General features: G+C 71.6%; 20 protein-coding genes. 14 read left to right on the forward strand and 6 right to left on the reverse strand.

What is annotated here, in order from left to right; all coding sequences use genetic code 11:
* Positions 1–42: 42 nt before the first annotated feature.
* The 4 genes from ACEXOR_RS14745 (at position 43) to ACEXOR_RS14760 (ending at position 4,602) form a co-directional block, all read left to right on the forward strand.
* Positions 43–897 (forward strand): GntR family transcriptional regulator, encoded by an 855-nt coding sequence (locus ACEXOR_RS14745; protein ID WP_374850459.1) that lies wholly within the window; start codon positions 43–45, stop codon positions 895–897.
* 263 nt (positions 898–1,160) lie between these two features.
* Positions 1,161–2,561 (forward strand): FGGY-family carbohydrate kinase, encoded by a 1,401-nt coding sequence (locus tag ACEXOR_RS14750; RefSeq protein WP_374850461.1) that lies wholly within the window; start codon positions 1,161–1,163, stop codon positions 2,559–2,561.
* Positions 2,562–2,644: 83 nt separating this feature from the next.
* Positions 2,645–3,547 carry a hypothetical protein gene (locus ACEXOR_RS14755; protein ID WP_374850462.1) on the forward strand — a complete coding sequence of 301 codons (903 nt, stop codon included), beginning with the start codon at positions 2,645–2,647 and terminating at the stop codon, positions 3,545–3,547.
* Between the two features lie 74 nt (positions 3,548–3,621).
* Positions 3,622–4,602: a LacI family DNA-binding transcriptional regulator gene (locus ACEXOR_RS14760; RefSeq protein WP_374850464.1), complete on the forward strand. Its 981-nt coding sequence runs from the start codon at positions 3,622–3,624 to the stop codon at positions 4,600–4,602.
* A 50-nt stretch (positions 4,603–4,652) separates the two neighbouring features.
* Here the strand turns inward: ACEXOR_RS14760 and ACEXOR_RS14765 are convergent, their stop codons facing one another.
* A complete protein-coding gene (locus ACEXOR_RS14765; RefSeq protein ID WP_374850465.1) occupies positions 4,653–6,434 on the reverse strand; it encodes a DEAD/DEAH box helicase in 1,782 nt (593 codons plus the stop codon).
* A gap of 97 nt (positions 6,435–6,531) precedes the next feature.
* Here ACEXOR_RS14765 and ACEXOR_RS14770 point away from each other — a divergent pair, with 97 nt between their 5' ends.
* From ACEXOR_RS14770 to ligD, 4 genes are all read left to right on the forward strand, one after another.
* The gene (locus ACEXOR_RS14770) at positions 6,532–9,225 is read left to right on the forward strand and encodes a phosphoenolpyruvate carboxylase (RefSeq protein WP_374850466.1); all 2,694 of its coding nucleotides are present in this window, start codon (positions 6,532–6,534) and stop codon (positions 9,223–9,225) included.
* Positions 9,226–9,232: 7 nt separating this feature from the next.
* Positions 9,233–9,880: a hypothetical protein gene (locus ACEXOR_RS14775; protein ID WP_374850467.1), complete on the forward strand. Its 648-nt coding sequence runs from the start codon at positions 9,233–9,235 to the stop codon at positions 9,878–9,880.
* 157 nt (positions 9,881–10,037) lie between these two features.
* Positions 10,038–11,600, forward strand: coding sequence for an SPFH domain-containing protein (locus tag ACEXOR_RS14780; protein WP_374850468.1), 1,563 nt, complete (start codon positions 10,038–10,040; stop codon positions 11,598–11,600).
* A gap of 126 nt (positions 11,601–11,726) precedes the next feature.
* A complete protein-coding gene (gene ligD / locus ACEXOR_RS14785; protein ID WP_374850469.1) occupies positions 11,727–12,749 on the forward strand; it encodes a non-homologous end-joining DNA ligase in 1,023 nt (340 codons plus the stop codon).
* Between the two features lie 88 nt (positions 12,750–12,837).
* On the opposite strand, the gene ACEXOR_RS14790 is transcribed toward ligD, so the two are convergent.
* Together ACEXOR_RS14790 and ACEXOR_RS14795 are read right to left on the reverse strand one after the other, a co-directional pair.
* On the reverse strand, positions 12,838–13,902 hold the full coding sequence (locus tag ACEXOR_RS14790) for an ATP-dependent DNA ligase (RefSeq protein ID WP_374850470.1): 1,065 nt from the start codon (positions 13,900–13,902) through the stop codon (positions 12,838–12,840).
* A 56-nt stretch (positions 13,903–13,958) separates the two neighbouring features.
* Complete coding sequence (locus tag ACEXOR_RS14795; protein WP_374850471.1) at positions 13,959–14,618, reverse strand: GntR family transcriptional regulator; 660 nt, start codon at positions 14,616–14,618, stop codon at positions 13,959–13,961.
* Between the two features lie 103 nt (positions 14,619–14,721).
* Between ACEXOR_RS14795 and ACEXOR_RS14800 the strand changes: the two genes are divergently transcribed.
* A complete protein-coding gene (locus ACEXOR_RS14800; RefSeq protein WP_374850472.1) occupies positions 14,722–15,924 on the forward strand; it encodes an AI-2E family transporter in 1,203 nt (400 codons plus the stop codon).
* 77 nt (positions 15,925–16,001) lie between these two features.
* On the opposite strand, the gene ACEXOR_RS14805 is transcribed toward ACEXOR_RS14800, so the two are convergent.
* From ACEXOR_RS14805 to ACEXOR_RS14815, 3 genes are all read right to left on the reverse strand, one after another.
* The gene (locus tag ACEXOR_RS14805) at positions 16,002–16,400 is read right to left on the reverse strand and encodes a DUF3618 domain-containing protein (protein ID WP_374850473.1); all 399 of its coding nucleotides are present in this window, start codon (positions 16,398–16,400) and stop codon (positions 16,002–16,004) included.
* Positions 16,401–16,438: 38 nt separating this feature from the next.
* Complete coding sequence (locus ACEXOR_RS14810) at positions 16,439–16,660, reverse strand: hypothetical protein (RefSeq protein WP_374850474.1); 222 nt, start codon at positions 16,658–16,660, stop codon at positions 16,439–16,441.
* 136 nt (positions 16,661–16,796) lie between these two features.
* Complete coding sequence (locus tag ACEXOR_RS14815; protein ID WP_374850475.1) at positions 16,797–17,591, reverse strand: NAD(P)H-hydrate epimerase; 795 nt, start codon at positions 17,589–17,591, stop codon at positions 16,797–16,799.
* A 120-nt stretch (positions 17,592–17,711) separates the two neighbouring features.
* Here ACEXOR_RS14815 and ACEXOR_RS14820 point away from each other — a divergent pair, with 120 nt between their 5' ends.
* From ACEXOR_RS14820 to ACEXOR_RS14840, 5 genes are all read left to right on the forward strand, one after another.
* Positions 17,712–18,395 (forward strand): DUF4956 domain-containing protein, encoded by a 684-nt coding sequence (locus ACEXOR_RS14820; protein WP_374850476.1) that lies wholly within the window; start codon positions 17,712–17,714, stop codon positions 18,393–18,395.
* Positions 18,392–19,225, forward strand: coding sequence for a polyphosphate polymerase domain-containing protein (locus ACEXOR_RS14825; RefSeq protein WP_374850477.1), 834 nt, complete (start codon positions 18,392–18,394; stop codon positions 19,223–19,225). The genes ACEXOR_RS14820 and ACEXOR_RS14825 overlap by 4 nt, the downstream gene beginning before the upstream one ends.
* A 48-nt stretch (positions 19,226–19,273) precedes the next feature.
* Complete coding sequence (locus ACEXOR_RS14830; protein WP_374850478.1) at positions 19,274–21,265, forward strand: carbohydrate-binding domain-containing protein; 1,992 nt, start codon at positions 19,274–19,276, stop codon at positions 21,263–21,265.
* A gap of 359 nt (positions 21,266–21,624) precedes the next feature.
* Positions 21,625–22,644 carry an aggregation-promoting factor C-terminal-like domain-containing protein gene (locus ACEXOR_RS14835; protein ID WP_374850479.1) on the forward strand — a complete coding sequence of 340 codons (1,020 nt, stop codon included), beginning with the start codon at positions 21,625–21,627 and terminating at the stop codon, positions 22,642–22,644.
* A gap of 91 nt (positions 22,645–22,735) precedes the next feature.
* Positions 22,736–23,929, forward strand: a complete 1,194-nt coding sequence (locus ACEXOR_RS14840; RefSeq protein ID WP_374850480.1) for a PP2C family protein-serine/threonine phosphatase — start codon at positions 22,736–22,738, stop codon at positions 23,927–23,929.
* Positions 23,930–23,938 lie beyond the last annotated feature (9 nt).

Consider the following 23,938-nt stretch of genomic DNA (forward strand, 5'->3'; position numbering starts at 1 on the left):
CAGTGGATCGGGCCGTCGTCGGGCGGGCCGAGGGGAGCTGCCATGCATCGGGACGATGTCGACGCGGGTTCGGCGGGTGCTCCGGCATCGGGGGCTCGCGCACGCCTGGTGGGTTCCGAGCCGCTCGCGGGCTCGGGGGGCGCGAGGAGTGCGTCGGCCGGCCCGGGCGACGGTGACGCGGCATCCGGTGCCGTCGTGGGTGGGGCGACGGAGTCGGGTGTGGCCTCGGCCCTGAATGGGAAGCGCGCGGGGGCGCGGCGCCTGCGCACCGTGTCCGCCGTCGATGCCGTGGGCGACGACCTGCGGCGACGGATGTTCGCGGGCGACGTGCCCGGAGGAGCGCAGCTCACCGAGGCGGTCGTGTCGGGCGAGTACGGGGTGTCACGCCCGACGGCGAAGGCGGCCATCGAGAAGCTCACGGCCGAGGGTCTGCTGGAGCGGTCGGCGAACCGGTCGGCCCGCGTGCCCGTGCTCACCCGTGCCGACGTGGACGACGTGTACCGCACCCGGCTGCGCCTGGAGAGTTCCGCGTTGCGCGAACTGGCGGCCATCCGCAGCGCACCGCCTGAGGCGTCGGCCGCCAATGCGCGGGTGCGGGCCTCGGGTGAGGGGTCGGCGATCGCGTCGGTGGAGCCGGACATGCGGTTCCACGCGGCACTCGTGGAAGCGGTGGGCAGCGCACGGCTCGAGCGCATGTACGGCTCGCTCGTCGACGAGGTGCGGTTGTGCATGGCGCAGGTGCAGGGTCGGAGCCTGCTCGGGGTCGACCGCATCGCGTCGGAACACGAGGAGATCCTGACGCATCTCGCGGCGGGTGACGCCGAGGCGGCCGTGCGGACGCTCGAGGGGCATCTGCTCCGCGCGAGCGACCGCCTGCAGCGCGCGCTCCGCGCCTGACCCGCGCGCCGCCCACACCCCTCGCCCCCACGCCCCCGCCCCGGCGGTTCCACCCCAGATCCGTCACTTTTGGCCCTTCCCGTGCGATTTTGGGGCGAAAAGTGACGGATCTGGGGTGGGGGTGCGGAATGGGCGGGGGCGGGCGGCGGGCGCCATCAGGGGGGATGACATCGATGACATGGGCGTGTTAGAGTCTGCATGACATCGATGACATGGGTGGCCGCCGAGACGCGGGGCCCGGCATCAGACCCAGGAGAACCACCGTGACCAGCACCCTCGTCGCCGGGCTCGACCTCGGCAGCACCGGAGTGAAGATCCTCGTCGCCGACGAGGCCGGAGCCGAGGTGCTCATCCGCCAGCTGCCCACCCCGTGGAGCGCCGGAGCGGGCGGCACCACCACCATGCAGGCCGCCGACCTCGTCGACACCGTCCGCCGGCTGCTCGAGCAGACCGCCGCCGACCTCGTCGAGCTCCGCGGCCCGGATGCCCGCGTCGGCGCCGTGGCCGTGTCGGGAATGGGCGAGTCGGGCGTCGTGCTCGGCCCCGACGGCGTGCCCGTCGCCCCCGCGATCGCCTGGTTCGACCCGCGCGGTGCCGAGCAGGTCGAGGCGCTGCCCGAGAACATCCGCGCGTCGTTCGCCGGCCGCACCGGTCTGCCCCTCGGCGTGCAGGTCTCGGTGATCAAGCTGCTGCACCTGCGCGACTCCGGCCTCGACCTCACCGGCGCCCGCTGGCTCAACCTTCCCGAGTTCGTGGTGGCGGCCCTCGGCGGTGAGCAGGCGGCCGAGTATTCGCTGAGCTCCCGCACCGGCCTCCTCGACCAGGACACCGGCGCCCCCTGGCCGGAGCTCCTCACCCACCTCGGTGTCACCGACGACTTCCTCCCCCCGTTCGTCGACGCGGGCACCCCGCTCGGCGAGGCGACCGCCGCGTGGCTGCCGGCATCCTTCACCGGCGCCCGGCTCACCGTGGCGGGTCACGACCACCTGGTCTCGGCCGTGTCGACGGGCGAGTTCCCGGATGACCGCTACCACGTGTCGATGGGCACCGCCGAGGTGCTGCTGCGCGTTCTCGACGCCCCGCTGCCGTTCGAGGCCCGCGACCGCCTGGCCGACTGGCTGATCAACTGCGTGCGGCACGTCGTTCCCGGCAAGTGGGTGCTCGTGGCCGGGGTGAAGACCGGTCTGCTGATGCGCCGCACCCTGCAGCTCGTGGGCGTGAACGACCGCGCCGGCCGGGACGCGCTCGACGCCGCCGTGATGGAGCAGCCCTATGAGGGCGTGCTGCAGCCGGGCGACGTGGAGGTCACCGGCGCCCGCAACGACGACGGGGTGCTGCACCTCACCGTGCGCGCCGACGGAGCCGGCCCCGCCGACCTGTTCAGCGCGGTGCTGCGGCACGGCAACGACGAGCTCGCCCTGCTGGTTCAGGCGATGGATCGCGAGGTGCCGCCCGCGACCTCGGCGTTGCTCACCGGCGGCTGGGCGGGCATGCGCTCGGTGCAGCGCGCCCGTGCCGAGGTGCTCGCCGGCGTGCGCGTCTCCGACCGCTCGCAGGACACCGCCTACGGTGCCGCGGTGTTCGCCTCTCGCCTGCTGGTTCCGGATGCGGCGGCCGCCGCGCGCCCGGCCGACGCGCCCGTCGCGGCGACATCCGGCGACTAGCCCCACTGAGCGCCCCCCCGAACCCGAAGACCCCCGAACCCACCCATCCACCCAGCCCCACCCCTCACCAAGGAGACACTCCCGTGAACGAACTCACCACTCTCGAGCGCCGCGCCCTGGCCAAGATCAGCACCCCCGCCGGAGGCATGCTGATCGTCGCCGCCGACCAGCGCAACGGCATGAAGGCCGTCATGAAGGATGCTCCGAACGGAGCCGCCGGCATCAGCAAGGACGAGCTGGCCGACGCCAAGAGCGACCTGCTGCAGTTCCTCGGCAACGAAGCCCCCGCCATCCTGCTCGACCCCTCCACCGCACTGCCCCGCGTGGTCGACGACGGCACGCTCGACAGCGACACCGGCCTCGTCGTGGCCATGGACGAGTCCGGCTTCGCCGTGGAGAACGGCCTGAAGCGCACCCGCTACGTCGAGGGCATGACCCCCCGCCGCGTGCGCGACCTCGGTGGCGACGCCGCGAAGATGCTCTGGTACCTGCGCGCCGACCGTCGTGACGACGAGAAGGTCGTGCTCGAGGACATCGCCCGTCTCACGGCCGAGTGCGAGGCCGAGGGTGTGCTGCTGATCGTCGAGATCCTCACCTACCAGCTCGAGGACGAGTCCGACGAGGAGTACGCCGAGGTCTTCCCGTCGCTCATCTCGGGTGCCGCCGAGCTCAGTGTGGCCGCGGGTGCCAAGGTGCTCAAGCTCCAGTACGCGGGTTCCGCCGAGGCGGCCGCCGCGGTGACCGAGGCCGCTGCCGGTGTTCCGTGGGCCGTGCTCTCGGCCGGTGTCGACCACGAGACCTTCGTGGGCCAGGTGCGCACGGCTGTCGTGAACGGCGCCCGCGGCGCCATGGCCGGCCGCTCGCTCTGGAAGGACAGCCTCTCCATCTCGTCCGACACGCGCGAGGAGCTGCTGACCACGAAGGCCGTTCCGCGCCTGAAGGAGCTCGCCGCGATCATCGACGAGGTGCTCGCCAACCGCGAATAGCCCGAACCGGATGGGCGGGCCGTCGTAGACTCACGGTCGTACGGCGGCCCGCCAGGCCAGGAGGGGGACGACGGATGCCCACGATGCAAGACGTGGCCGAACGAGCCGGGGTGAGCGCCAAGACGGTCTCCCGCGTGTTCAACGACGACCCCCACGTGCTGCCCGAGACCCGCCTGCGGGTCGAAGAGGCGATGCGCACCCTCAACTACGTGCCGAACGTGCTCGCCCGCACCTTCCGCGCCGGCCGCTCGTCGAGCGTGGGCGTGGCCGTTCCCGACGTGGTCGACCCGTTCTTCGCCGCCATCGTGCGCGCCGTCGAGCGGGTGTGCTCGGCCAGCGGCATCACCACGCTGGTGACGAGCATCGGCGACGACCCCGCCCGGGAGCGGCCCGTGCTCGAGGCGCTGCTGCGCACCCAGCTGATGGGGCTCGTGCTCGCGCCCGTGGCCGCCGACCACTCCTGGCTCGCGCCCTGGAGCGAACACACCCCGATCGAGTTCGTCGACCGGGCACCGATCGACTTCGACGCCGATTCCTTCGTGGAAGACGATCGGCACGGCTCATACCTGGCCACCAGGCACCTGCTCGAGCACGGGCACACGCGGGTGGCCTTCCTGGCCGACCAGACGCATCCGCCGAGCTCACGCCGACGGCTCGCCGGTTACACCGAGGCCCTCGCCGACGCGGGGCTGCCGCTGGACGAGCGCCTGATCGCCTTCGACGCCGGGAGCGACGCCGGCGCCGCCCGGGAGCTCGAGCGCCTTCGTCGGCTGTCCGAGCCCCCCACGGCCGCGTTCTCGTCGAACGCGCGAGTGACCATGCACGCGTTCTCGGCGCTGAAGGCCGCCGGAACCGCCTTCGTGGGGTTCGGCGACTTCCCGATGGCCGACCGGCTCACACCCTCGGTGAGCGTGATCGACCAGGACCCGGCGCGTCTCGGCCGTCTCGCGGCCACCCGCGCCCTGGAGCGGTTCAGTGCTCCGGATGCGCGCTACGAGCACTCCACGGTCGTGCCGGTCGGGCTCACCCCCCGCCGCTCCTGCGGCTGCCCCTGACGGGCCGCCGCCTCAGCGTTCCGGCGGCCCGAGGGGACTGGCGTCAGTACTCAGTACTTCTCGCGGGGCGGACGCGACGTCCGCTCGGGGCGGTCGGTGCTGCGCTTGGCCGAGTTGCCGAAGCGGTCGGGGCGCAGTTCGATCAGCTTGCCGCTGATGCGCGTGTCTTTCAGGCGGCGCAGAGTGTCGGCCGGCAGATCGGCGGGCAGCTCGACCAGCGAGTAGTCGGGCCTGATCTGGATGGCACCGAAGTCCTCCCGGCGGAGGCCGCCCTCGTTCGCGAGGGCCCCCACGATCTGACGCGGCTCCACCATCTGGCGGCGCCCCACGGCGATGCGGTACGTGGTCTTCGCGCCACCGCTGCTGCGCGGGCCGCGGTCGGACCGGTCGCCGCGGTCTCCGCGGTCGCGGTCGCCGCGCTCGGGCCGGTCGCCGCGCTCGCGGTCGAACGACCGGGTGGCCCGCTCGTCCTCCGCGGTGAGCAGCAGTGGCGTTCCGCCCTGCGCCACCACGGCGAGAGCGGCGGCCACGTCGGCCTCCGGCACGTCGTGGTGGTCGACGTAGTGGCCCACGATGTCGCGGAACACCTGGATCTGCTCCGGCTGCTGCAGGGCCTCGGTGATGGCGTCGTCGAACCGGGTGAGTCGCGTGGCGTTGACGTCGTCGACGCTCGGCAGGCGCATCTCGGTGAGCGGCTGGCGGGTGGCCTTCTCGATGCTGGTGAGCATCCGTCGTTCGCGGGGCGTGACGAAGCTGATGGCATCGCCCGAGCGGCCGGCGCGGCCGGTGCGCCCGATGCGGTGCACGTACGACTCGGTGTCGATCGGCAGGTCGAAGTTCACGACGTGGCTGATGCGCTCCACGTCGAGACCGCGGGCCGCGACATCCGTCGCCACCAGGATGTCGAGCTTGCCCGACTTGAGCTGGTTGACGGTGCGCTCGCGCTGGGCCTGCACCACGTCGCCGTTGATCGCGGCCGCGGTGTACCCGCGCGCACGCAGCTTCTCGGCCAGTGTCTCGGTCTCGTTCTTGGTGCGGGTGAACACGATCATGCCCTCGAAGTTCTCGGTCTCGAGGATGCGCGTGAGCGCGTCGACCTTCTGCGGGTACGACACCACGAGGTAGCGCTGGGTGGTGTTCACCGAGGTCGTGGTGGTGGCCTTGATGGTGATCTCTTCGGGATCGTGCAGGTGCTTCTGCGAGATGCGGCGGATCTGCGCCGGCATCGTGGCCGAGAACAGGGCCACCTGCTTCGAGTCGGGAGTGTCGGCGAGGATGGTCTCCACGTCGTCGGCGAAGCCCATCTTGAGCATCTCGTCGGCCTCGTCGAGCACGAGGAAGCGCAGCTCGGAGAGGTCGAGGGTGCCCTTCTCGAGGTGGTCCATGATGCGGCCGGGCGTACCCACCACGATGTGCACCCCGCGACGGAGGGCCGACAGCTGCACGCCGTAGCCCTGGCCGCCGTAGACCGGCAGCACGTGCACGCCGCGCATGTGCGCCGCGTAGCTCTCGAACGCCTCGCACACCTGCAGGGCGAGCTCGCGGGTGGGCGCGAGCACGAGGGCCTGCGGGGTCTTCTGCGCGAGGTCGAGGCGCGACAGGATCGGCAGCGCGAACGCCGCCGTCTTGCCGGTACCGGTCTGGGCGAGGCCCACCACGTCGCGACCGGCGAGGAGGGTGGGGATGGTGGCGGCCTGGATGGCCGAAGGAGTCTCGTAGCCGACGTCCTTCAGCACCTTCATGATGGGGTCGCTCAAGCCGAGATCGGCGAACGAGGTCTGGGGGAGCGCGTCGGGCGCTGCGTCGGGCGTGCTGGTACTGGATGATGCCATGGGTTAAAGGTAGTCCACCCGCCTGATGACGCCGGATTCCGTCATACTCGGTGACATCGATTTTCGGCCGACGGCGTCCGGGCAGTACCGTGAGCGTGTGAACAGCGACCCCGACGTGTCACCGGCAGATCCCACCGCCCCCTCCAGCGCGAGCCGCCAGCGCGTGAGCCATGAGGTCGATCTCGACCTGCGCTCCGACGTGCGGCTGCTCGGCTCGCTGCTCGGCCGCGTGCTCACCGAGGCGGGCGGCGACGAGCTGCTCGCCGACGTCGAACGGCTGCGCGCGCTGGTCATCCACGCCTACGAGCGCGACGGCGACGCCTCGCTGGATGACGCCGAGGCCCTCGTGCAGTCGTTCTCCCAAGAGCGTGCCGAGCAGGTGGCGCGCGCCTTCACCTGCTACTTCCACCTCTCCAACCTCGCCGAGGAGCACCACCGCGTGCGCGTGCTGCATGCCCGCCCGGCCACCGGTGCCGACTCGCTGCCCGCCGCGGTTCAGCGCATCGTCGACGAGACCGGGGCCGAGGAAGCCGCGGAGCGCCTGCGCACCCTGCGCTTCCACCCGGTGCTGACGGCGCATCCCACCGAGGCCCGCCGACGCGCGGTCGCGTCGGCCATCCGTCGCATCAGCGAACTTCTCGCCGAGCGCGACGCCGCCCTCCCCGGCACCGATGCGAGCGCCGCCTCCGCCTCGGTGCTGCTGGCCGACAACGAGCGCCGCCTGCTCGAGGAGATCGACGTGCTCTGGCGCACGTCGCCCCTGCGCACCACCCGGCCCACCCCGCTGGACGAGGTACGCACCGCGATGTCGATCTTCGACCAGACGCTGTTCCAGGTGGTGCCGCGCGTCTACCGCCTGCTCGACGACTGGCTGCTCGGGGCGGATGCGGGGCGAGTGCCCGCGAAGGCCCCCGCGTTCCTCCGGCTGGGCAGCTGGATCGCCGCCGACCGCGACGGAAACCCCTTCGTCACCGCCGACGTCACCAAGGCCGCCGCCGCCATCGCCGCCGAGCACGTGCTGCTCGGCCTCGAGCACGCCACCACCCGTATCGGCCGCACCCTCACGCTCGACGAGGCCGACACCCCGGCCAGCCCCGAGCTGCTGGCGCTCGCCGCCTCGCAGCAGCGGATCGCCGAGCACGTGACGGCCAACATCGGCAAGCGCGCGCCGAACGAGCCGCACCGCCGGGTGCTGCTGGTGGTGGCCGAGCGCATCGCGGCCACCCGGCGCGACGAGCATCCCCTCGGCTACGACCGACCGGAGGAGCTGCTCGCCGACCTGCACGTGGTGCAGGAGTCGCTCCGTGCGGGCGGCGCCCACCGCAGCGCCAACGGCGAGCTGCAGAACCTCATCTGGCAGGTCGAGACGTTCGGCTTCCACCTGGCCGAGCTCGAGGTGCGGCAGCACTCGATGGTGCACCGTCGTGCCCTGGCCGACTTCCGCGAGGGCGGTGAGCTCGACGACATGACCCAGGAGGTGCTCGAGGTCTACCGCACCATCTCGTTCCTGCAGGGCCGCTACGGCGTCGACGCGGCCCGGCGGTACATCGTTTCGTTCACCCAGTCGTCCGACGACATCGCGAACGTGTACGCGCTGGCCGCCGCCGCGCTGGGATCAGCCGAGGCCGCCCCCGTGCTCGACGCCATCCCGCTGTTCGAGACCTTCGACGACCTGCAGGCGTCGACCCGCATCCTCACCGAGATGATCGAGCTACCCGAGGTGCAGGCGCGGCTGGCCGCGACCGGCCGCCGGCTCGAGGTGATGCTCGGCTACTCCGACTCCTCAAAAGACGTCGGACCGGTGTCGGCGACGCTCGCGCTCTACGACGCGCAGGCCAGGATCGCCGACTGGGCGGCGCAGAACGACATCGAGCTGACGCTGTTCCACGGCCGCGGGGGAGCGCTCGGCCGCGGCGGCGGCCCGGCCAACGAGGCGGTGCTCGCCCAGCCCCCGGGCTCGGTGGAGGGCCGGTTCAAGCTCACCGAGCAGGGCGAGGTGATCTTTGCGCAGTACGGCGACAAGACCATCGCCGCCCGGCACATCGAGCAGATGGCCGCGGCCACGCTGCTCGCCTCGAGCCCGGCCAACGAGGAGCGCAACCGCGCGGCGGCCGCCGAGTTCGCCGACGTGGCGAGCGTCATCGACGAGGCTTCGCGCATCCGGTTCTTCGAGCTGGTGAAGGCCGAGGGCTTCGCACCCTGGTTCGCCCAGGTCACCCCGATGGAGGAGCTGGGCCTGCTCGCCCTGGGGTCCCGCCCCGCGCGCCGGGGGCTGTCGGTGGAGTCGCTGGAAGACCTGCGCGCCATCCCGTGGGTGTTCTCCTGGACCCAGGCCCGCATCAACCTCACCGGCTGGTTCGGCCTCGGCTCGGCGCTCGCCGCCGTGGGCGACGAGGAGCGCCTGCGCGAGGCGTACCGCCGCTGGCCGCTGTTCGCCTCGATGATCGACAACGTCGAGATGTCGCTGGCGAAGACGGATGCGCGCATCGCGGCGAGCTACCTCGACCTCGGCGACCGCGACGACCTCGCCGCCCTCGTGCAGCAGGAGATGGAGCTCACCCGCGAGTGGGTGGCCCGCACCAGCGACCACGAGGCGATCCTCGAGGACCGGCCGGTGCTGCGCCGGGCCGTACGGCTGCGCAGCCCCTACGTCGACGCGCTCTCGCTGCTGCAGCTGCGCGCCCTCCGCGAGGTGCGCTCGACCGGGAGCACCGATCCCGACGACGCGCCGCACCGCCTGCTTCTGCTCACCGTGAACGGGATCGCCGCCGGACTGCAGAACACGGGATGATAGAGGGATGGTCCGCACAGCCCTCTCCGTGATCGCCGGTGCGACCGTGGTGGGCTTCGCGGCGCTCACCGCGCTCGCGCCGCCGCCGCTGCCGGTGGAGTCGCCGTTCGAGCAGCAGCTCGAGGCGGCTCAGGCGGCAGCCGGCCCCGCGTCGGTGCAGCAGAACCTCTCGGTTCCGGAGGGGGTGGCCGGGGCATCCGTCAGCCGCGACGGCTACGACGCCACCTCGGGCCTGCAGACGCTCTCGAAGGGCAGCACCAACCGCGACTGGGCCGTGCTGGTGCTGTACATGGCCGGCTTCCCGACCAGCGAGTCGAACATCACCGTGATGATGCGCTGGATGCGACAGGAGAACGGCCCCGACGACTGGTGGTTGCGCAACAACCCCCTCAACAACGGCTGGGGCTCCGGCGGCGGATCGGGTCTCGGCAGCTACGACAACCTCGTCACCGCGGCGGCGAACGTGGGCAACGCCCTGCACGGCAACTCGGGGTACTCGGCCATCGTGGCGGGGTTCTCGACCTCGGCGCCCACGGAGCAGATCGAAGCCGCCATCTGGGCGTCGCCGTGGGCGAGCTCGCACTATGCGAACGGGGCGCACTGGTCGTACACGCCGGTGCCCGTGGTGGCGTCGCCGGAGGGCACCTGGGGCTGAGTCCCGACCTGCAGGCAGCAGCCTCCTGGTCCGTCCGTGGCGGCAGCACGGCTCGCCCGGACTGTCGACCGTACGTCGCCTCCGACATACTGGTAGTGGAATCGCCCGAACGGTTTCTCCATCCGCACGACCCTCCCGCCAGGAAAGGCCGCCCCCTGTGACCCCGTTCGACTCCCTCCTCCTGCTCGCCGGCATCGGCCTCGTGCTGCTGATCGCATTGATCGTGCTGATCACACTGCTGCGCGGCATCAAGGTGGCCAAGCCCGACGAGGCGATCATCGTCACCTCCCGGCAGCGCGCCGTGAAGCCCGGTTCTCCCGCCCTCGAAGAGACCGAGAACGCCGGCCAGCGCGTGGTGTTCGGCTCCCGCGTGTTCGTGAAGCCCATCGTCGAGGCCCACTTCAAGCTCTCGCTGCGCAGCCGCCAGCTGAACGTGCAGGCCACGGCGCAGACGAGGGATGCGATCACCATCAAGGTCAACGCCGTCGCCGTGGTGAAGGTGGGCGGCTCCGAATCGATGGTGCGCGCCGCCGCCCAGCGATTCCTGAACCAGCAGGACCAGATCGAGACCTCCACCGAGGAGGTGCTCTCGGGTTCGGTGCGGTCGATCGTCGGTCAGCTCACCGTCACCGAGATCATCACCAACCGCCAGGCCCTGCAGGGCCAGGTGCTCGACGCCGTGCGCGAGTCGCTCGACGTGCAGGGTCTGCAGATCGACACGCTGCAGATCAAGGAGATCGACGACGACAACGGCTACATCCGCGACCTCGGTCGTGGCGAGGCGGCCCGCGTCAAGCAGGTGGCCGAGATCGCCGAGTCGGTGTCGCGTCAGGCCTCGGAGGAGGCCCGAATCGCGGCCGACCAGGCCGTCGCCGAGCAGCAGCGCAAGCTCGACCTGCGGAACGCCGAGATCCAGAAGGAGACCGACAAGGCCCGCGCCGAGGCATCCGCCGCCAAGCCGCTCGCCGAGGCGATCTCGCAGCAGGAGGTCATCGCCCAGCAGGAGATCACCGCCGGAAAGCGCGTGGGTCTGCGCAAGCAGGAGCTCGACGCCGAGATCCGCGCGGCGGCCGACGCCGACGCGTACGCCGTGGAGAAGAAGGCCGAGGCGCAGGCCGCCTCGAGCGTCGCCGCCGCCAACGCCGAGCGCGATCGACGCAAGGCGGTCGCCGAGGCCGTCGAGGCCGAAGGTGTCGCCGAGCGCAACCGTCGTCGTTCGGCCGCCGAGGCCGTGGAGTCGGAAGGTGTGGCCGAGAAGAACCGCCGTATCGCTGCCGCCGAGGCACTCAAGGCCGAGGGTGAGGCCGAGGCCAACTCCATCCGTGTGAAGGGTGCCGCCGAGGCCGAGGCCACCCGGGCTCAGGCCGACGCGCTCGAGGAGCGGGCCGGCAGTCTGCTGCGTCAGCAGGTGATCGGGCAGCTGCCCGCCATCGTGCGCGCCGCATCCGAGCCGCTCGCCGCCATCTCGAACATGACGGTGATCTCGAACGACGGCTCCGGCACCTCGCAGGTGGGCGACAACGTGGCGAGCCAGCTGGCCTCGTCGATGCAGATCGTGAAAGACCTGGTGGGAATCGACATCGCCGAGATCGTCACGGGTCGCAGCTCGGGAGCCGCCGCCGGCGCCGCCGCGGGCCGAGCGCTCGCCGACGCGGGTGTCTCGGGTGTCTCGGCGCCGAAGGGCGCCCGCAAGTCGTCGTCGCCCGACCCCACGATCTGAGCCCCGCCCCGTTCGTCGAACCGTCGCAGATCGCCCTCTCGCAGCATCCTGAGGGCGATCTGCGACGGGTCGACGGCGTGAGGGGTGGGGGTGGGCCCGCGGGTTCCACCCGGGTAGCGTGTGGACATGGCTAGTGAGGCGACCACGGTCGACGTCGACGGACCGCACGGCACCCGTGAGGTGCGCATCTCGAGCCCGTCGCGGCTCGTCTTCCCTGAGGCGGGCATCACGAAGCTCGACCTCGCGAACTATCACATCGCGGTCGGCGATGCCTTCCTGGCCGCCAACGGCGACCGCCCCATCTCGCTGCAGCGTTTCGGCGGCGACATCCACGGCGACCAGTTCTTCTCCAAGAACCCGCCCAAGGGCGCTCCCGACTACGTTCGCTCGGAGACGGTGACCTACCCGAGTGCCCGCGCGCATCCGCAGATCGTCATCGACGAGACGGCCGTCACGGTGTGGGCGGTGCAGATGAACACGGTGGTGTTCCACCCCTGGGCGTCGCGGGCCGAGTCGAGCGACTTTCCCGACCAGCTGCGCATCGACCTCGACCCGCAGCCGGGCACCGACTTCGGCGACACCGTGCCGATCGCGCTCGAGTTGCGGAAGGTGCTCGCCGACGCCGGTCTCGACGCGTTCATCAAGACCAGCGGCAACCGCGGACTGCACGTGTTCGCGCCGATCGAGCCGACGCGCGAGTTTCTCGACGTGCGGCACGCCGTGATCGCGGCGGCCCGCGAGCTCGAACGGCGGCTGCCCGAGCAGGTCACCACCAACTGGTGGAAGGAGGAGCGCGGGCAGCGGGTGTTCGTCGACTTCAACCAGGCGAACCGCGACCGCACCATGGCGGGGGCGTACAGCCCACGGGCGCTGGCGCACGCTCCGGTGTCGTGCCCCATCACCTGGGACGAGCTGGAGTCGGCCGACCCCACCGCGTTCACCGTGCACACGGTGCCGGACCGGCTGCGCACGGTGGGTGACCCGTGGGCGGGGCTGGGCGCGGATCCGTCGACCATCGACGTGCTGTTGGAGTGGTGGGCGCGAGACCTCGAGTCGGGCCTCGGGGAGCTGCCCTTCCCGCCCGACTACCCGAAGATGCCCGGCGAGCCGCCTCGGGTGCAGCCCAGCCGGGCGAGGCACGACGACTGACGGCGGGTGCCGTTCGTACGGGAGGAGAATCGCGCCTTCGAGGCCATATCCGCCTCATGAGCGCGATTCTCCTCCGCTGTGAACGGCGTCACACCAGAACGTCGCCGAGGTCGTAGGCGATCGGCCGGTCGAGCTGCTCGAAGGTGCACGAGCGCGCCTCTCGGTCGGGACGCCAGCGCTCGAACTGCACGGTGTGGCGGAAGCGCATACCCTCCATCTGGTCGTACCGCACCTCGACCACGAGCTCGGGCCGCAGTTTCACGAACGACACGTCCTTACTGCCGGAGAATCGGCTGCGCTCGCCCTCACCGCGCACAGGCCGGCCCTCGGCGTCGCGCTCGACGTACGGCTCCAGTTCGTCGACGAGCTCGAGCCGGCGCTTGTCGGTGAAGGCCGAGGCGCCGCCCACGCTTCGGAGGTCGCCGCTGCCGTCGCCGTCGAAGAGGCCGAGCAACAGCGAGCCGACACCCTGACCACTCGCGTGGATGCGGTAGCCCGTGACCACCACGTCGGCCGTGCGGTGGTGCTTCACCTTGAGCATCACGCGCTTGCCGGGGGAGTAGGGGGCCGCGAGGGGCTTCGCGACCACGCCGTCGAGACCGGCACCCTCGAACTCCTCGAGCCAGCGTCGGGCCTGCTCGACGTCGCCGGTGGTGCGCGAGAGATGGAAAGGGGCGGGCAGGCCCTCGGCGAACTGTTCGAGGGCGTCGCGGCGCTCGGCGAACGGGCGTTCGAGCAGCGACTCGTCGCCCCGCTCGAGCAGGTCGAAGGCCACGAAGAGCGCCGGCGTCTCGACCGAGAGCTTCTCGACCCGGGAGGCGGCGGGGTGGATGCGCTGCGACAGCGCCTCCCAGTCGAGCTTCGAGCGGCCCGCATCGCCGTCCACGGCGATGGGCACCACGATCTCGCCGTCCAGCACGCAGGGCCCTGGCAGGATGCGCGCCAGCGCCTCGGTGAGCTCGGGGAAGTAGCGGGTGAGCGGTTTCGAACCGCGGCTGCCGATCTCGACCCCCTCGCTCGTACCCGAGCCGTCGTAGGAGATGACGCCCCGGAACCCGTCCCACTTGGGCTCGTAGAGCAGTCCGCCCTCGACGCTCTCGGGCGCGGGAACGGTGGGCACGGCCTTGGCCAGCATGGGGGCGATGGTGCTCATGCAACGATCATGGCCCCGATCGGCGCTCGCGGCCCCGTCCGTCGCCGATTCGCGGGTCAGGGGCGGTGCAGGGCGATCAGCTGCTCGGCCGAGTGCGCCAGGTGGTCGCGCACCGCCGCGTCGCCGCGCATCCGGATGTCGGCCAGCAGCCGGTCGTGCTGGTCGGCCATCTCGTCGGCCGGCAGCAATGGGCGCAGCTGGTTAAGAAAGAGCAGCAGCTCGCTCTCGAGCTGCGCGTGGGCCTCGGTGATGCGAGGGCTGCCGGCCGAGACCACGAGCGTGTGGTGCAGGTCGGCGTGGGCTCGCTCGATGGCCCGGTGGTCGTCGGGCCGGGCGGTGCACACCTCGCGCAGCCGGGCGTTGGCGGCCACCACCGCCTCGGGCAGCTCGAGCGGGTCGCCGGATGCGGCGCCTGCGCGTCGTCGGAGCAACGACACCGCCTCGCCCTCGAGAGCGGTGCGGTACTCCATCAGCGCGCGCACGTCGTCGTCGGAGAACGCGCGCACCCTGGCTCCTTTGTAGGGCTCGAACGTGACGAGCCGTTGGGCCGCGAGCAGTTGCAGGGCAGCGCGGACGGTGTGGCGATTGACGCCGTACTCGGCCGAGAGGGTCTCCTCTCGGAGCGGCTGCCCGGGGGTCAGACGCGCATCGAGGATGAGGTCGCGCAACTCGGCCGCCACCGACTGCACGGCGGTGCGGGCGGCCTGGTCGGTCACGGTGGAGCTCCTCGGTTCGGATTCGCCGGGCTGGCGTGCTCCGAGGCTAGCCGCTCGCGTGGCGGGGCGGGCGGCCCCCGGCCGTTCGTGGGAAGGTGAATCCATGTCCACCGACGATCTCCCCGCAGCCAGGCCGACCCCGTCAGGAGGCCGTGCCGACGGCCCCGTTCCCGGTTCGCGCCCGAGCCTGCACGACATGCTCACCGACAAGTTCGGGCAGCTCGCACTCCGGAGCCTCCAGATCATCGTGGTGATCGTGATCGCCGCGGCCGTGGTGTTCGCGCTCGTGCAGCTGAAGCTCGTGGTCATCCCGCTGCTGATCGCCATCATCCTGGCGGCGGCACTGAGCCCGGTGCTGCGCTTTCTGAAGCGTCACGGCTTCTCGGCCATGATGGCCACCTGGGTCACGTTGGTGGCCGGCATCCTGGTGTTCGGGGGCATCGTCACGCTCATCGTGTTCGCCGTGCGCGGCCAGTGGGACGAGCTGGGCCAGCGGGCGAGCGAGGGCGTCGACGACCTGCACGGCTTCATCGTGGGACTGCCGATCGACATCGACCAGGCGCAGATCGACGGCGCGCGCGACGCCGTCGTGGACTTCTTCACCAGCAGCCAGTTCGGCTCGGGCGCGCTCGCCGGGGTGACGGCGGCCGGCGAGGTGATCACCGGCGCGGTGCTGGCCATCGTGATCCTGTTCTTCTTCATGAAGGACGGGCCGCAGATCTGGGCGTTCCTGCTGAAGCCCTTCAGGGGCTACCGGCACGAGCGTGGGGAGCGCATCGGCGCCACCGCCGTGCGGGTGCTCGGCGGGTACATCCGCGGCACCGCCATCGTGGCGCTGGTCGACTCGGTCGCGGTCGGTGTCGGCATCGCGATCGTGGGGGTGCCGCTCGCCCTCCCGCTGTCGATCATCGTGTTCATCGGCGCGTTCATCCCGCTCATCGGGGCCACGCTCGCGGGAGTGCTCGCCGCGCTGGTGGCCCTGGTGGCCAACGGCCCGGTGGCGGCGCTCGTGGTGGTGGGCATCATCATCGCCGTGAACCAGCTGGAGGGGAACTTCCTGCAGCCGGTCGTGATGGCGCAGTCGCTGAAGCTGCACCCGCTGGTCATCCTGGTGGCCCTCACCGCGGGTACCATCCTCGGTGGCATCGTCGGCGCCGTGCTCTCGGTGCCGATCGCCGCGGTGACCTGGGCCATCGTGAAGGTGTGGAACGGGCCGGCACCCGACCCCGAGCCACGCCCGAAGAAGCGTCGGCGCAAGACTGCTCCGCCGGCGCGGCCCACGCCGCCGGCCGAGGTCGGGGCCTGACGGCGCAGCACACCGGAACGTGACGAACGCCCGGCACCTCCGCGGGGAGGGCCGGGCGTTCGACGTGCGGGGGAGCGTTACTTCACGATCGCACGGATGAGCAGACCGATACCCGTGCCCACCGCCACCAGGGCGAGGGCCGCGGCGACGGTGGTCTTCCGGTGCGTGCGGGCCGCCAGGACCGGGTCACGTGTGAAGTCGTCGGCGATCTGCCCGGCGCGGGCCGGAACGTCGAGCCGCGTCTCGATCTCGTCGACCAGTTCGGCGAGCCGGACCCGGGTCGAGGCGATGTCGGCCTGCAGCGCGGCTCGACTCCGCTGAGGCGCTTCCGGCTGGTCGTCGGAGGTGCTGCCCGACGGATCGGCGTCGTGCGGCGGGCGCAGCTTGTGCGCCGAGGCCACCCCGCGGGCGACTTCCGAGATCGCCTTGGGGATCGTCAGATCGTCTGTGCCCGAGCTCTTCTTCTTCTGCGCCATGGCGATCCCTTCGGAGTGAGCGTTCCGTTCGGAGGACGTCAGTGCGAGCGTACCTTGCCGATGAGGTCGCCCGCCTTGTCGACGGCCTTGCCCGCCGCCGACTCCACGGCCTCGCCGGCGCTGTGCACGGCCGACTTCACGTGGTCGTCGTTCCAGAGCTGCTGGGCCTTCTCGCGGATCTGGTCGTAGCGGCGACGGCCCGCGCGGGCTCCGACGACGTAGCCGGCGCCGAAGGCGAGGATGACGAGGATCTTCTTCATGGGGGTTCCGTTCCGTGTCGCGGATGCGGTGCGAGACCGCGGTGTTCTCCCATCGTTCTCCGTCGCGCCGTTTCCGCAAAGGGTCTTGCGGTCGTTTCCCGGGCCCGACGCGCCCGGTGCTTCGCCCGGCGTCCCGTCAGGGTGCGACGACCAGCGGCGGAACGGCGGCCAGATCGTCTTCGATCCCGATCATCGCGAGCTCCACGCGGCCCGCCACGCGTGCGCCCGCCCCGCGCAGCAGCCCGGCCTTGATGCCGCCGAACGTGACGGTGACGGATGCGGTCAGCACCACGCCGTCGGCCACCGCACCCGAGTCCGGGTGCACTCCGCTCGGCAGGTCCACGGCCACCACGATCGGTCGTCGCGACCCCGACGGCATCGACTCGACGGCGTCCAGGATGCCGCTCACGAGTTCGCGGGCCGAGCCGCGCAGGGCGGGTGCGTCGGCCGAGGTGCCGGTTCCGAGCATCCCGTCGACGATCACGTCGGCGTCGACGGCCAGGTCGACCGCGGCACCCACCGCGCCGACCTCGGCGGGGCCGTCGGGCGGGAGGGAGAGCAGGCGCACCCCCGCGGCGGCGGCCGCCTCGCGGCCGGCGTCGTGCATCCGGGAACCCACGCCCACCGCCACCACGTCGATGCGGGCACCCCCGACGCGAAGGCCGGCCAGCTCGGCTCCGGCGAAGAGCGCGTCGCCGCCGTTGTTGCCCGAACCCACGAGCAGCACCACCCGCCACGACGGGTGCTCCGGTGCCCCTGCCTCCCGCCCGGCCAGCTCCCGCTGCACCGCGCCCGCCAGCGCGTGCGCGGCCCGCTGCATCAGCGGTTCGCCGGCGGCGAGGTGCGGCGCCTCCGCGTCGCGCACCGCCTGTGCCGAGTATCCGAGCCTCACCATCACGCCACCTCCGAGCCGGTCGGTGAACGCCGTCACCGGCTCAGACGCTACGCCCCGGCATTCGAAAGCGCCTCATAGGAGCGTCATGGCAGGCGCATAGGCGACGACGGCTGAATGGAGCCATCCGTTCACCTCCCCGTCACTTTGGAGCTCCGCATGTCGCAAGCCGTCCTCGTCGCCATCGACCTCGTCATGGTCGGCATCCTCACCTTCGGCCTCTACTTCCGCCGTCACCACCGCCGCGATCTCGTGGTCGCCTTCCTCGGCGTGAACGTGGGTGTGCTGGCCGTCTCGATGGTGCTCGGGTCGAGCACCATCGGCGCGGGCCTCGGTCTCGGGCTCTTCGGCGTGCTCTCGATCATCCGCCTGCGCAGCGACGAGATCGCCCAGCACGAGGTGGCCTACTACTTCTCGGCCCTCGCCCTGGGCCTGCTCGCCGGGCTCGGCACCACGGTCAGCCCGCTCACCGTCAGCCTGATGGCCCTCATCCTCCTGGTGATGTTCGCGGGCGACAGCCGCCGGCTCTTCCCGCGCCACCGCCAGCAGACCATCGTGGTCGACCGGGCTTTCACCGACGAAGCCGCCCTTACCGCCCACCTCGAGCAGCTGCTCGGGGGTCGCGTGAAGCAGGTGCAGGTGAAGAACCTCGACCTCGTCGACGACACCACGGTTGTCGACGTGCGGTACACGATCCCGGATGCCCGTTCCGCGGTCTCCGGCCCGGCGACGTCGGCCCGGACCGCCGGCACGGTTCCGACGTCGGAGCAGTCGCCCACGTCGACGGCCCCCTCGTCGGCCTTCCCGTCGGCCCCGTCGCGCGAGGAGGTGAGCGCACGATGACCCCGACCGCCACCGACCTGCTCGGCGTCTTCGCCCCCATCTCGCTCGACGAGCTCACCGCCCGCGCCTCGTTGCAGACCCGCGTCGACCGCAAATACGTGGTGCCCCGTGACGCACTCCCCGGCATCCTGGCCGACCTCGGCCCCGACACCCGGGTGCTCGAGCTCGGCGGCCGGCGCGACTTCCGGTACGAGTCGGTCTACTTCGACACGCCCGATCTGGCCAGTTACCGGATGGCGGTGCACGCCCGTCGGCGCCGTTTCAAGATGCGCACCCGCGCCTACGTCGACTCCTCCACCGCCTATCTCGAGGTGAAGACCCGCGGAGCCCGCTCGGCCACGGTGAAGGAGCGGCTCGAGTACGACTTCGACCAGCGCGGCGAACTCAACGACGACGGTCTCGAGTACGCGCACGAGAGCCTCGACGGCGCGGGGTTCGACCTCGTTCCGGAACAGCTGCGGCGCACCGTGGTGACCACCTACCACCGTGCGACGCTCTTCATTCCCGGGCCCGCGGAGCGGGCCGAGGGGAGCGGGGCTCCGGCGCATCCGGAATCGCGGGCCACCATCGACACCCGCCTCGGCTGGGAGCTCGATCGCTCGGTCGACGGCACGGCACGCCGGCTGGAGACACCCGGCATCGCCATCGTCGAGACCAAGTCGGGCTCCCGCCCGTCGGGGGTCGACCGCATCCTGTGGGCGCACGGGCACCGTCCCTCCACCATCTCGAAGTACGGCACGGGGCTCGCCGCGCTCAACCCGGCGCTGCCCTCGAACAAGTGGTCGCGCACCCTGCGCCGGCACTTCACCGGTTCGGCCGTGGCGGCCTGACCCCTCGCCCGAACCCACCCCGACCAACCAACCTCCGAAGGACACCTCATGACCCCCGCACCCCGCCACCGACCCCACGTCTTCCCGCTGCTCGCGGGCGGCATCGTCACCGTCGCCCTCCTGGCCGGCTGCACCACCACACTGGCCGCCACCGGCACCTCGACCGGCACCGAGACGGTCGACTCGTCGACCTCCACCGTGGCCGACGCCTCCGGCAGCGATGCCACCCAGAACGCCGCGGCCGTGCTCGCCGCGAACGACTCCGAGCACGAGTTCACCACCGACTCGTCCGGCGACGCCGACGCGACCCTCATCGCCCTGACCGGCGACACGGCCACCGTCACCGCCGAGGGCACCGCAGCCGACGCCGACACGGCCGCATCCGGTGTCACCGTCGACGGATCGACCGTCACCATCACCGCCTCCGGCACCTATCGCGTCACCGGCGAACTCACCGACGGCCGGCTCGTGGTGAACTCCACCGACACCGGAACCGTGCGCCTCATCCTCGACGGCGCCACCATCTCCAGCAGCACCTCCTCGGCCATCGACGTGGTCGCCGCCGAGGAGGTGGTGCTCGTTCTCGCCGACGGGACGACCAACGCCCTCAGCGACACCGCCTCCTATGCCGACACCGACGAGTCGAACGCCGCCCTCTACAGCGCGGCCGATCTGCTCATCACGGGCGACGGTGCGCTGCAGGTGACGGGCAACGGCAACGACGGCATCACCGGCAAGGACGGCCTGGTGATCGACTCCGGCAGCATCACGGTCGACGCGGTCGACGACGGCATCCGCGGCAAGGACTACCTCGTGGTGAACGGTGGCACGCTCGTCGTCACGGCCGGGGGAGACGGCCTCACCTCCGACAACGACGAAGACGGCACCCGCGGGTACGTCAGCGTCACCGGCGGCACCATCACGGTCGACGCCGCCGACGACGCCGTGCAGGCGCAGACCGACGTGGTGGTCACGGGAGGCGCGCTCGACCTCACGGCCGGCGGCGGAGCATCCCAGGCGGCCGTGCGCAGCTCGACCCCGGGAATGGGCACCGCCGACGACGCGGCAACCGACACCGATTCCGGCACTGACAGCGGGTCGACGGATGAGACCACGGTCTCGAAGGGCATCACGAGCGGTGTCATCACCGTTCTCGAGGGCGGAACCGTCACCGTCGACGCGGCTGACGACGCGGTGAACTCGGCGGCGTTCGCGCACGTGACCGGCACGGCCTCCGTCACCGTGGACGCCGGCGACGACGGGGTGCACGCCGACAGCGGCCTCGTGGTCGACGGCGGAACCCTCACCGTCGCGTCGAGCTACGAGGGGCTCGAGTCGGAGCACATCACCGTCGCGGGCGGCGCGACCACCGTCACCTCGAGCGACGACGGGCTCAACGCCGCGGGCGGATCGAGCACCGCCACCAGCTCCGACTCGGGCACCGGGGGAGCGCCCGGCGGGGAGATGGCCGCCGGCGACCAGACCATCACGGTCTCCGGCGGAACCCTCGTGGTCGACGCCGGCGGCGACGGCCTCGACTCGAACGGCAGCGCCGAGATCACCGGCGGCACGACGGTGGTCAGTGGCCCCACCGACTCCGGCAACGGAGCGCTCGACGTGAACGGCGACTTCACCATCTCGGGCGGCACCCTGCTCGCCGCCGGCAGCAGCGGAATGGCCGTGTCGCCGAGCACCTCCTCGAGTCAGGGCTGGGTCTCGGCGAACCTCGACAGCACCGTCGACGCGGGCACCATCGTGCACGTGGTGGCCGACGACGGCACCGAGATCGCCGCGTTCGAGTCGAGCAAGAGCTTTCAGAACGTCGTGTATTCCTCGTCGGCTATCTCTTCCGGCGCGACCTACAGCATCTACACCGGGGGTTCCGTCTCCGGCGACCTGCTGGGCGGCCTGGCGGCCGGGGGAGACCACTCCACCGGCACCCTCGCGGTGACCGCGACCGCCGACGTGGCCACCGAGGGAACGATGGGAGGTGGCGGCATGTCAGGTGGTGGGATGCCCGCCGGCGGTCGTCGCTCCTGACCCGATCAGGGGCTGCGATTCCGCGGAGCCGCGGGTGCCGGACGGCCTTCCACCGTCCGGCACCCGCGGTCTCCTGGCGCGTTCGGAGTGGTTTCTCAGAAACCCGACCCATACTTGTGGCTTCAATCGTTCGTTCAGAGCGTCGGGATCACATCCTGGCCGGGACGGACAGCACAGAAGCCGTGACGGCTTCCACAACCCGACATCGACCGTCACCGCCAATCGCCGCCAGGCATCGCGCACCGTTCCCTAGAGCGGCGTGCCCTGCGCTGTCGCGCTTCACCCGAGCGCGAATCGCGGCTGGTTGCGGCAGCGTGCCCCGGCGCGCCTCGCAGCCGTTGGCCGAACCCTGGGAAGACATGCACAACCCTTCGAACGCAACACCGGCGCGACCCGAATCCACCGCCGGCCAGAGCACCACCGAACCGCGCACGACCGACCCGAATTCCACCCGACACGCCCCCGCCGCCTTCACCCGCCGCGATCAGCGCGCCGCCGAGCGCCTCGAGCACCACGAGCGGTCGGCCCGGCGCCGGCCCGGTGGCGCCTTCGCCCCCATCGCCGGCTTCGCGGCCGCCGGACTCCTGGTGACGCTGACGTCGTTCGCGCATCCGACGATCGCCAACGCCTCGCCCGTGTCGGTCGGGTCCACCATCGCCTCGACCACGACGCTCTCCGACACCGGTCTGCCCTCGACGGCCGAGGCCAAGGCGGTCGACGCCCTCTTCGCCGGCACGGCCGAGCAGGCCGATGAGCGCGCCGACCTGGCCACCAGCCAGGGCACCGCCACGATCGCCGCGGCGAAGGGCCAGGTCGACGTGAGCGCCCTCGTGGCATCGGTGGCATCGCTCGCGAACCACCAGTACCTCGACACCACGACGGTGCAGACCCTCACGACGGCTGCTCTCGCGCAGACCACGGCCGTGCAGAACCAGAAGGCCGCGCTCGACAAGGCCGCAGCCGAGGCCGCCGCGGCTGCCCAGGCCGCCGCCGAGGCCGCTGCCGCCCAGGCTGCCGCCGACGCCGCTGCCGCGGCCCAGGCCGCCGCCGACCGGCTCGCCGCCTCGACCACGCCCGACGGTGCCCGGGCCGCCGCCGCCGACATCGCGTCGGCCGACTACGGCTGGGGCTCCGACCAGTTCCAGTGCCTCGACTCGCTCTGGACCAAGGAATCCGGCTGGAACTACCAGGCCGAGAACGCCTCGAGCGGCGCGTTCGGGATTCCGCAGGCCCTCCCGGGCAGCAAGATGTCGACCATCGCCGACGACTGGGCCACCAACCCGGTCACCCAGATCACCTGGGGCCTGGCCTACATCGCCGCCGGTTACGGAACCCCGTGCTCGGCCTGGTCGCACTCCCAGTCGGTCAACTGGTACTGATCGGTCGCCCGGTGCGGGCCGATCCGGAGCGTGGGTGCGCCACCCGGCCCGTACCGGCCGATCGGGCCCCGATAGTGGCTACGCTGGCTGAATGGTGAGCACGAAGCCCGACGCCGGCACGACATCCGATGACCGCCTCGAGCGGCTCAGGGTCGCGGCCGTCGAGAGCCTCAGTCTGCTCGACACCCCCGCCGAAGAGCGGTTCGACCGCATCACGAGAATCGCCCGGGAGCTGTTCGGTGTGCCGGTGGCCGAGATCAACCTGCTCGACGACACCCGGCAGTTCACCAAGTCGCCGCAGCGGCCCGGCATCTCGCCGATCAGCGATCGCACGCAGTCATTCTGCGACGTGGCCATCCAGCAGCCCGACGTGCTGGTGGTGCCGGATGCGACGGAGGACGACCGTTTCAGCTGGCGGTCGACCGTCACGGGCGAGCGCCACATCCGTTTCTACGCCGGCGCTCCGCTGAGCCTCGGCGACGACTTCAGGCTCGGCACGCTGTGCCTGGTCGACACCACTCCGCGGGAGTTCGGCCCCGAGGAGGTGCGCCTGCTCGAGGAGCTCGGCGCCTGGGTGGAGCGCGAACTCGAGGACAGCAAGGACGACGACCGCGCCGCCCTGGTGCAGCAGAGCCTGTTGCCGCGCGACCAGCCGGCGTCGCCCGGCTACGAGATCGCGGGCGTCAGCATCCCGAAGAAGATCGTGGGCGGCGACTACTACTCCTGGCACCGCTCGGAGCAGGGTCTCGAGTTCACCCTCGCCGACGTGATGGGCAAGGGCGCCGGCGGCGCCATCATGGCGGCCACCGTGCGCGCCGCCTTCCTCTCCCGGTCGGGCGACGGCGTCGCCGACGCCATCGCCGGGGTCAACGCCCAGCTGCTGGACGACCTCGGCCAGACGGCCAGCTTCGCCACGCTCGTGCACGGGGTGATCGACACGGACACCGGGCGCATCCGATACGCGGATGCGGGCCACGGCCTCACGCTGATCGTGCGCGCCGACGGCACGGCCGAGCGCCTCGAGGCCACCGGCCTGCCGATCGGTATCGTGACCGAAGCCCGCTGGGTGGAGCGCGAGGCGGAGCTGACCGTGGGGGAGAGTCTCGTGCTGGTGACCGACGGCGTGCTCGACCTGTACAGCGGAGCCCTGGACGCCCTCGACGACGTGGCCGCCGCGGTCAGGGCCGCCGACGGGCCGCAGGCCGCCGTGGCGCACTTCACCGACCTCGTGGCGCGGGGAGCCGACGACGACGTCACCGTCGTGGTGATCACCCGCCGCGCCTGACGAGTCGCG

Source organism: Herbiconiux liangxiaofengii, assembly GCF_041927335.1.
GTDB lineage: Bacteria > Actinomycetota > Actinomycetes > Actinomycetales > Microbacteriaceae > Herbiconiux > Herbiconiux liangxiaofengii.

What these genes read in the sequence shown, in the direction of transcription:
- ACEXOR_RS14745 (WP_374850459.1), top strand. Translation starts at nt 43, where the DNA reads ATGCATCGGGACGATGTCGACGCGGGTTCGGCGGGTGCTCCGGCATCG.
- ACEXOR_RS14760 (WP_374850464.1), top strand. Translation starts at nt 3,622, where the DNA reads ATGCCCACGATGCAAGACGTGGCCGAACGAGCCGGGGTGAGCGCCAAG.
- ACEXOR_RS14765 (WP_374850465.1), bottom strand. Translation starts at nt 6,434, where the DNA reads ATGGCATCATCCAGTACCAGCACGCCCGACGCAGCGCCCGACGCGCTC.
- ACEXOR_RS14775 (WP_374850467.1), top strand. Translation starts at nt 9,233, where the DNA reads ATGGTCCGCACAGCCCTCTCCGTGATCGCCGGTGCGACCGTGGTGGGC.
- ligD (WP_374850469.1), top strand. Translation starts at nt 11,727, where the DNA reads ATGGCTAGTGAGGCGACCACGGTCGACGTCGACGGACCGCACGGCACC.
- ACEXOR_RS14790 (WP_374850470.1), bottom strand. Translation starts at nt 13,902, where the DNA reads ATGAGCACCATCGCCCCCATGCTGGCCAAGGCCGTGCCCACCGTTCCC.
- ACEXOR_RS14800 (WP_374850472.1), top strand. Translation starts at nt 14,722, where the DNA reads ATGTCCACCGACGATCTCCCCGCAGCCAGGCCGACCCCGTCAGGAGGC.
- ACEXOR_RS14805 (WP_374850473.1), bottom strand. Translation starts at nt 16,400, where the DNA reads ATGGCGCAGAAGAAGAAGAGCTCGGGCACAGACGATCTGACGATCCCC.
- ACEXOR_RS14810 (WP_374850474.1), bottom strand. Translation starts at nt 16,660, where the DNA reads ATGAAGAAGATCCTCGTCATCCTCGCCTTCGGCGCCGGCTACGTCGTC.
- ACEXOR_RS14820 (WP_374850476.1), top strand. Translation starts at nt 17,712, where the DNA reads ATGTCGCAAGCCGTCCTCGTCGCCATCGACCTCGTCATGGTCGGCATC.
- ACEXOR_RS14825 (WP_374850477.1), top strand. Translation starts at nt 18,392, where the DNA reads ATGACCCCGACCGCCACCGACCTGCTCGGCGTCTTCGCCCCCATCTCG.
- ACEXOR_RS14830 (WP_374850478.1), top strand. Translation starts at nt 19,274, where the DNA reads ATGACCCCCGCACCCCGCCACCGACCCCACGTCTTCCCGCTGCTCGCG.
- ACEXOR_RS14835 (WP_374850479.1), top strand. Translation starts at nt 21,625, where the DNA reads ATGCACAACCCTTCGAACGCAACACCGGCGCGACCCGAATCCACCGCC.
- ACEXOR_RS14840 (WP_374850480.1), top strand. Translation starts at nt 22,736, where the DNA reads ATGGTGAGCACGAAGCCCGACGCCGGCACGACATCCGATGACCGCCTC.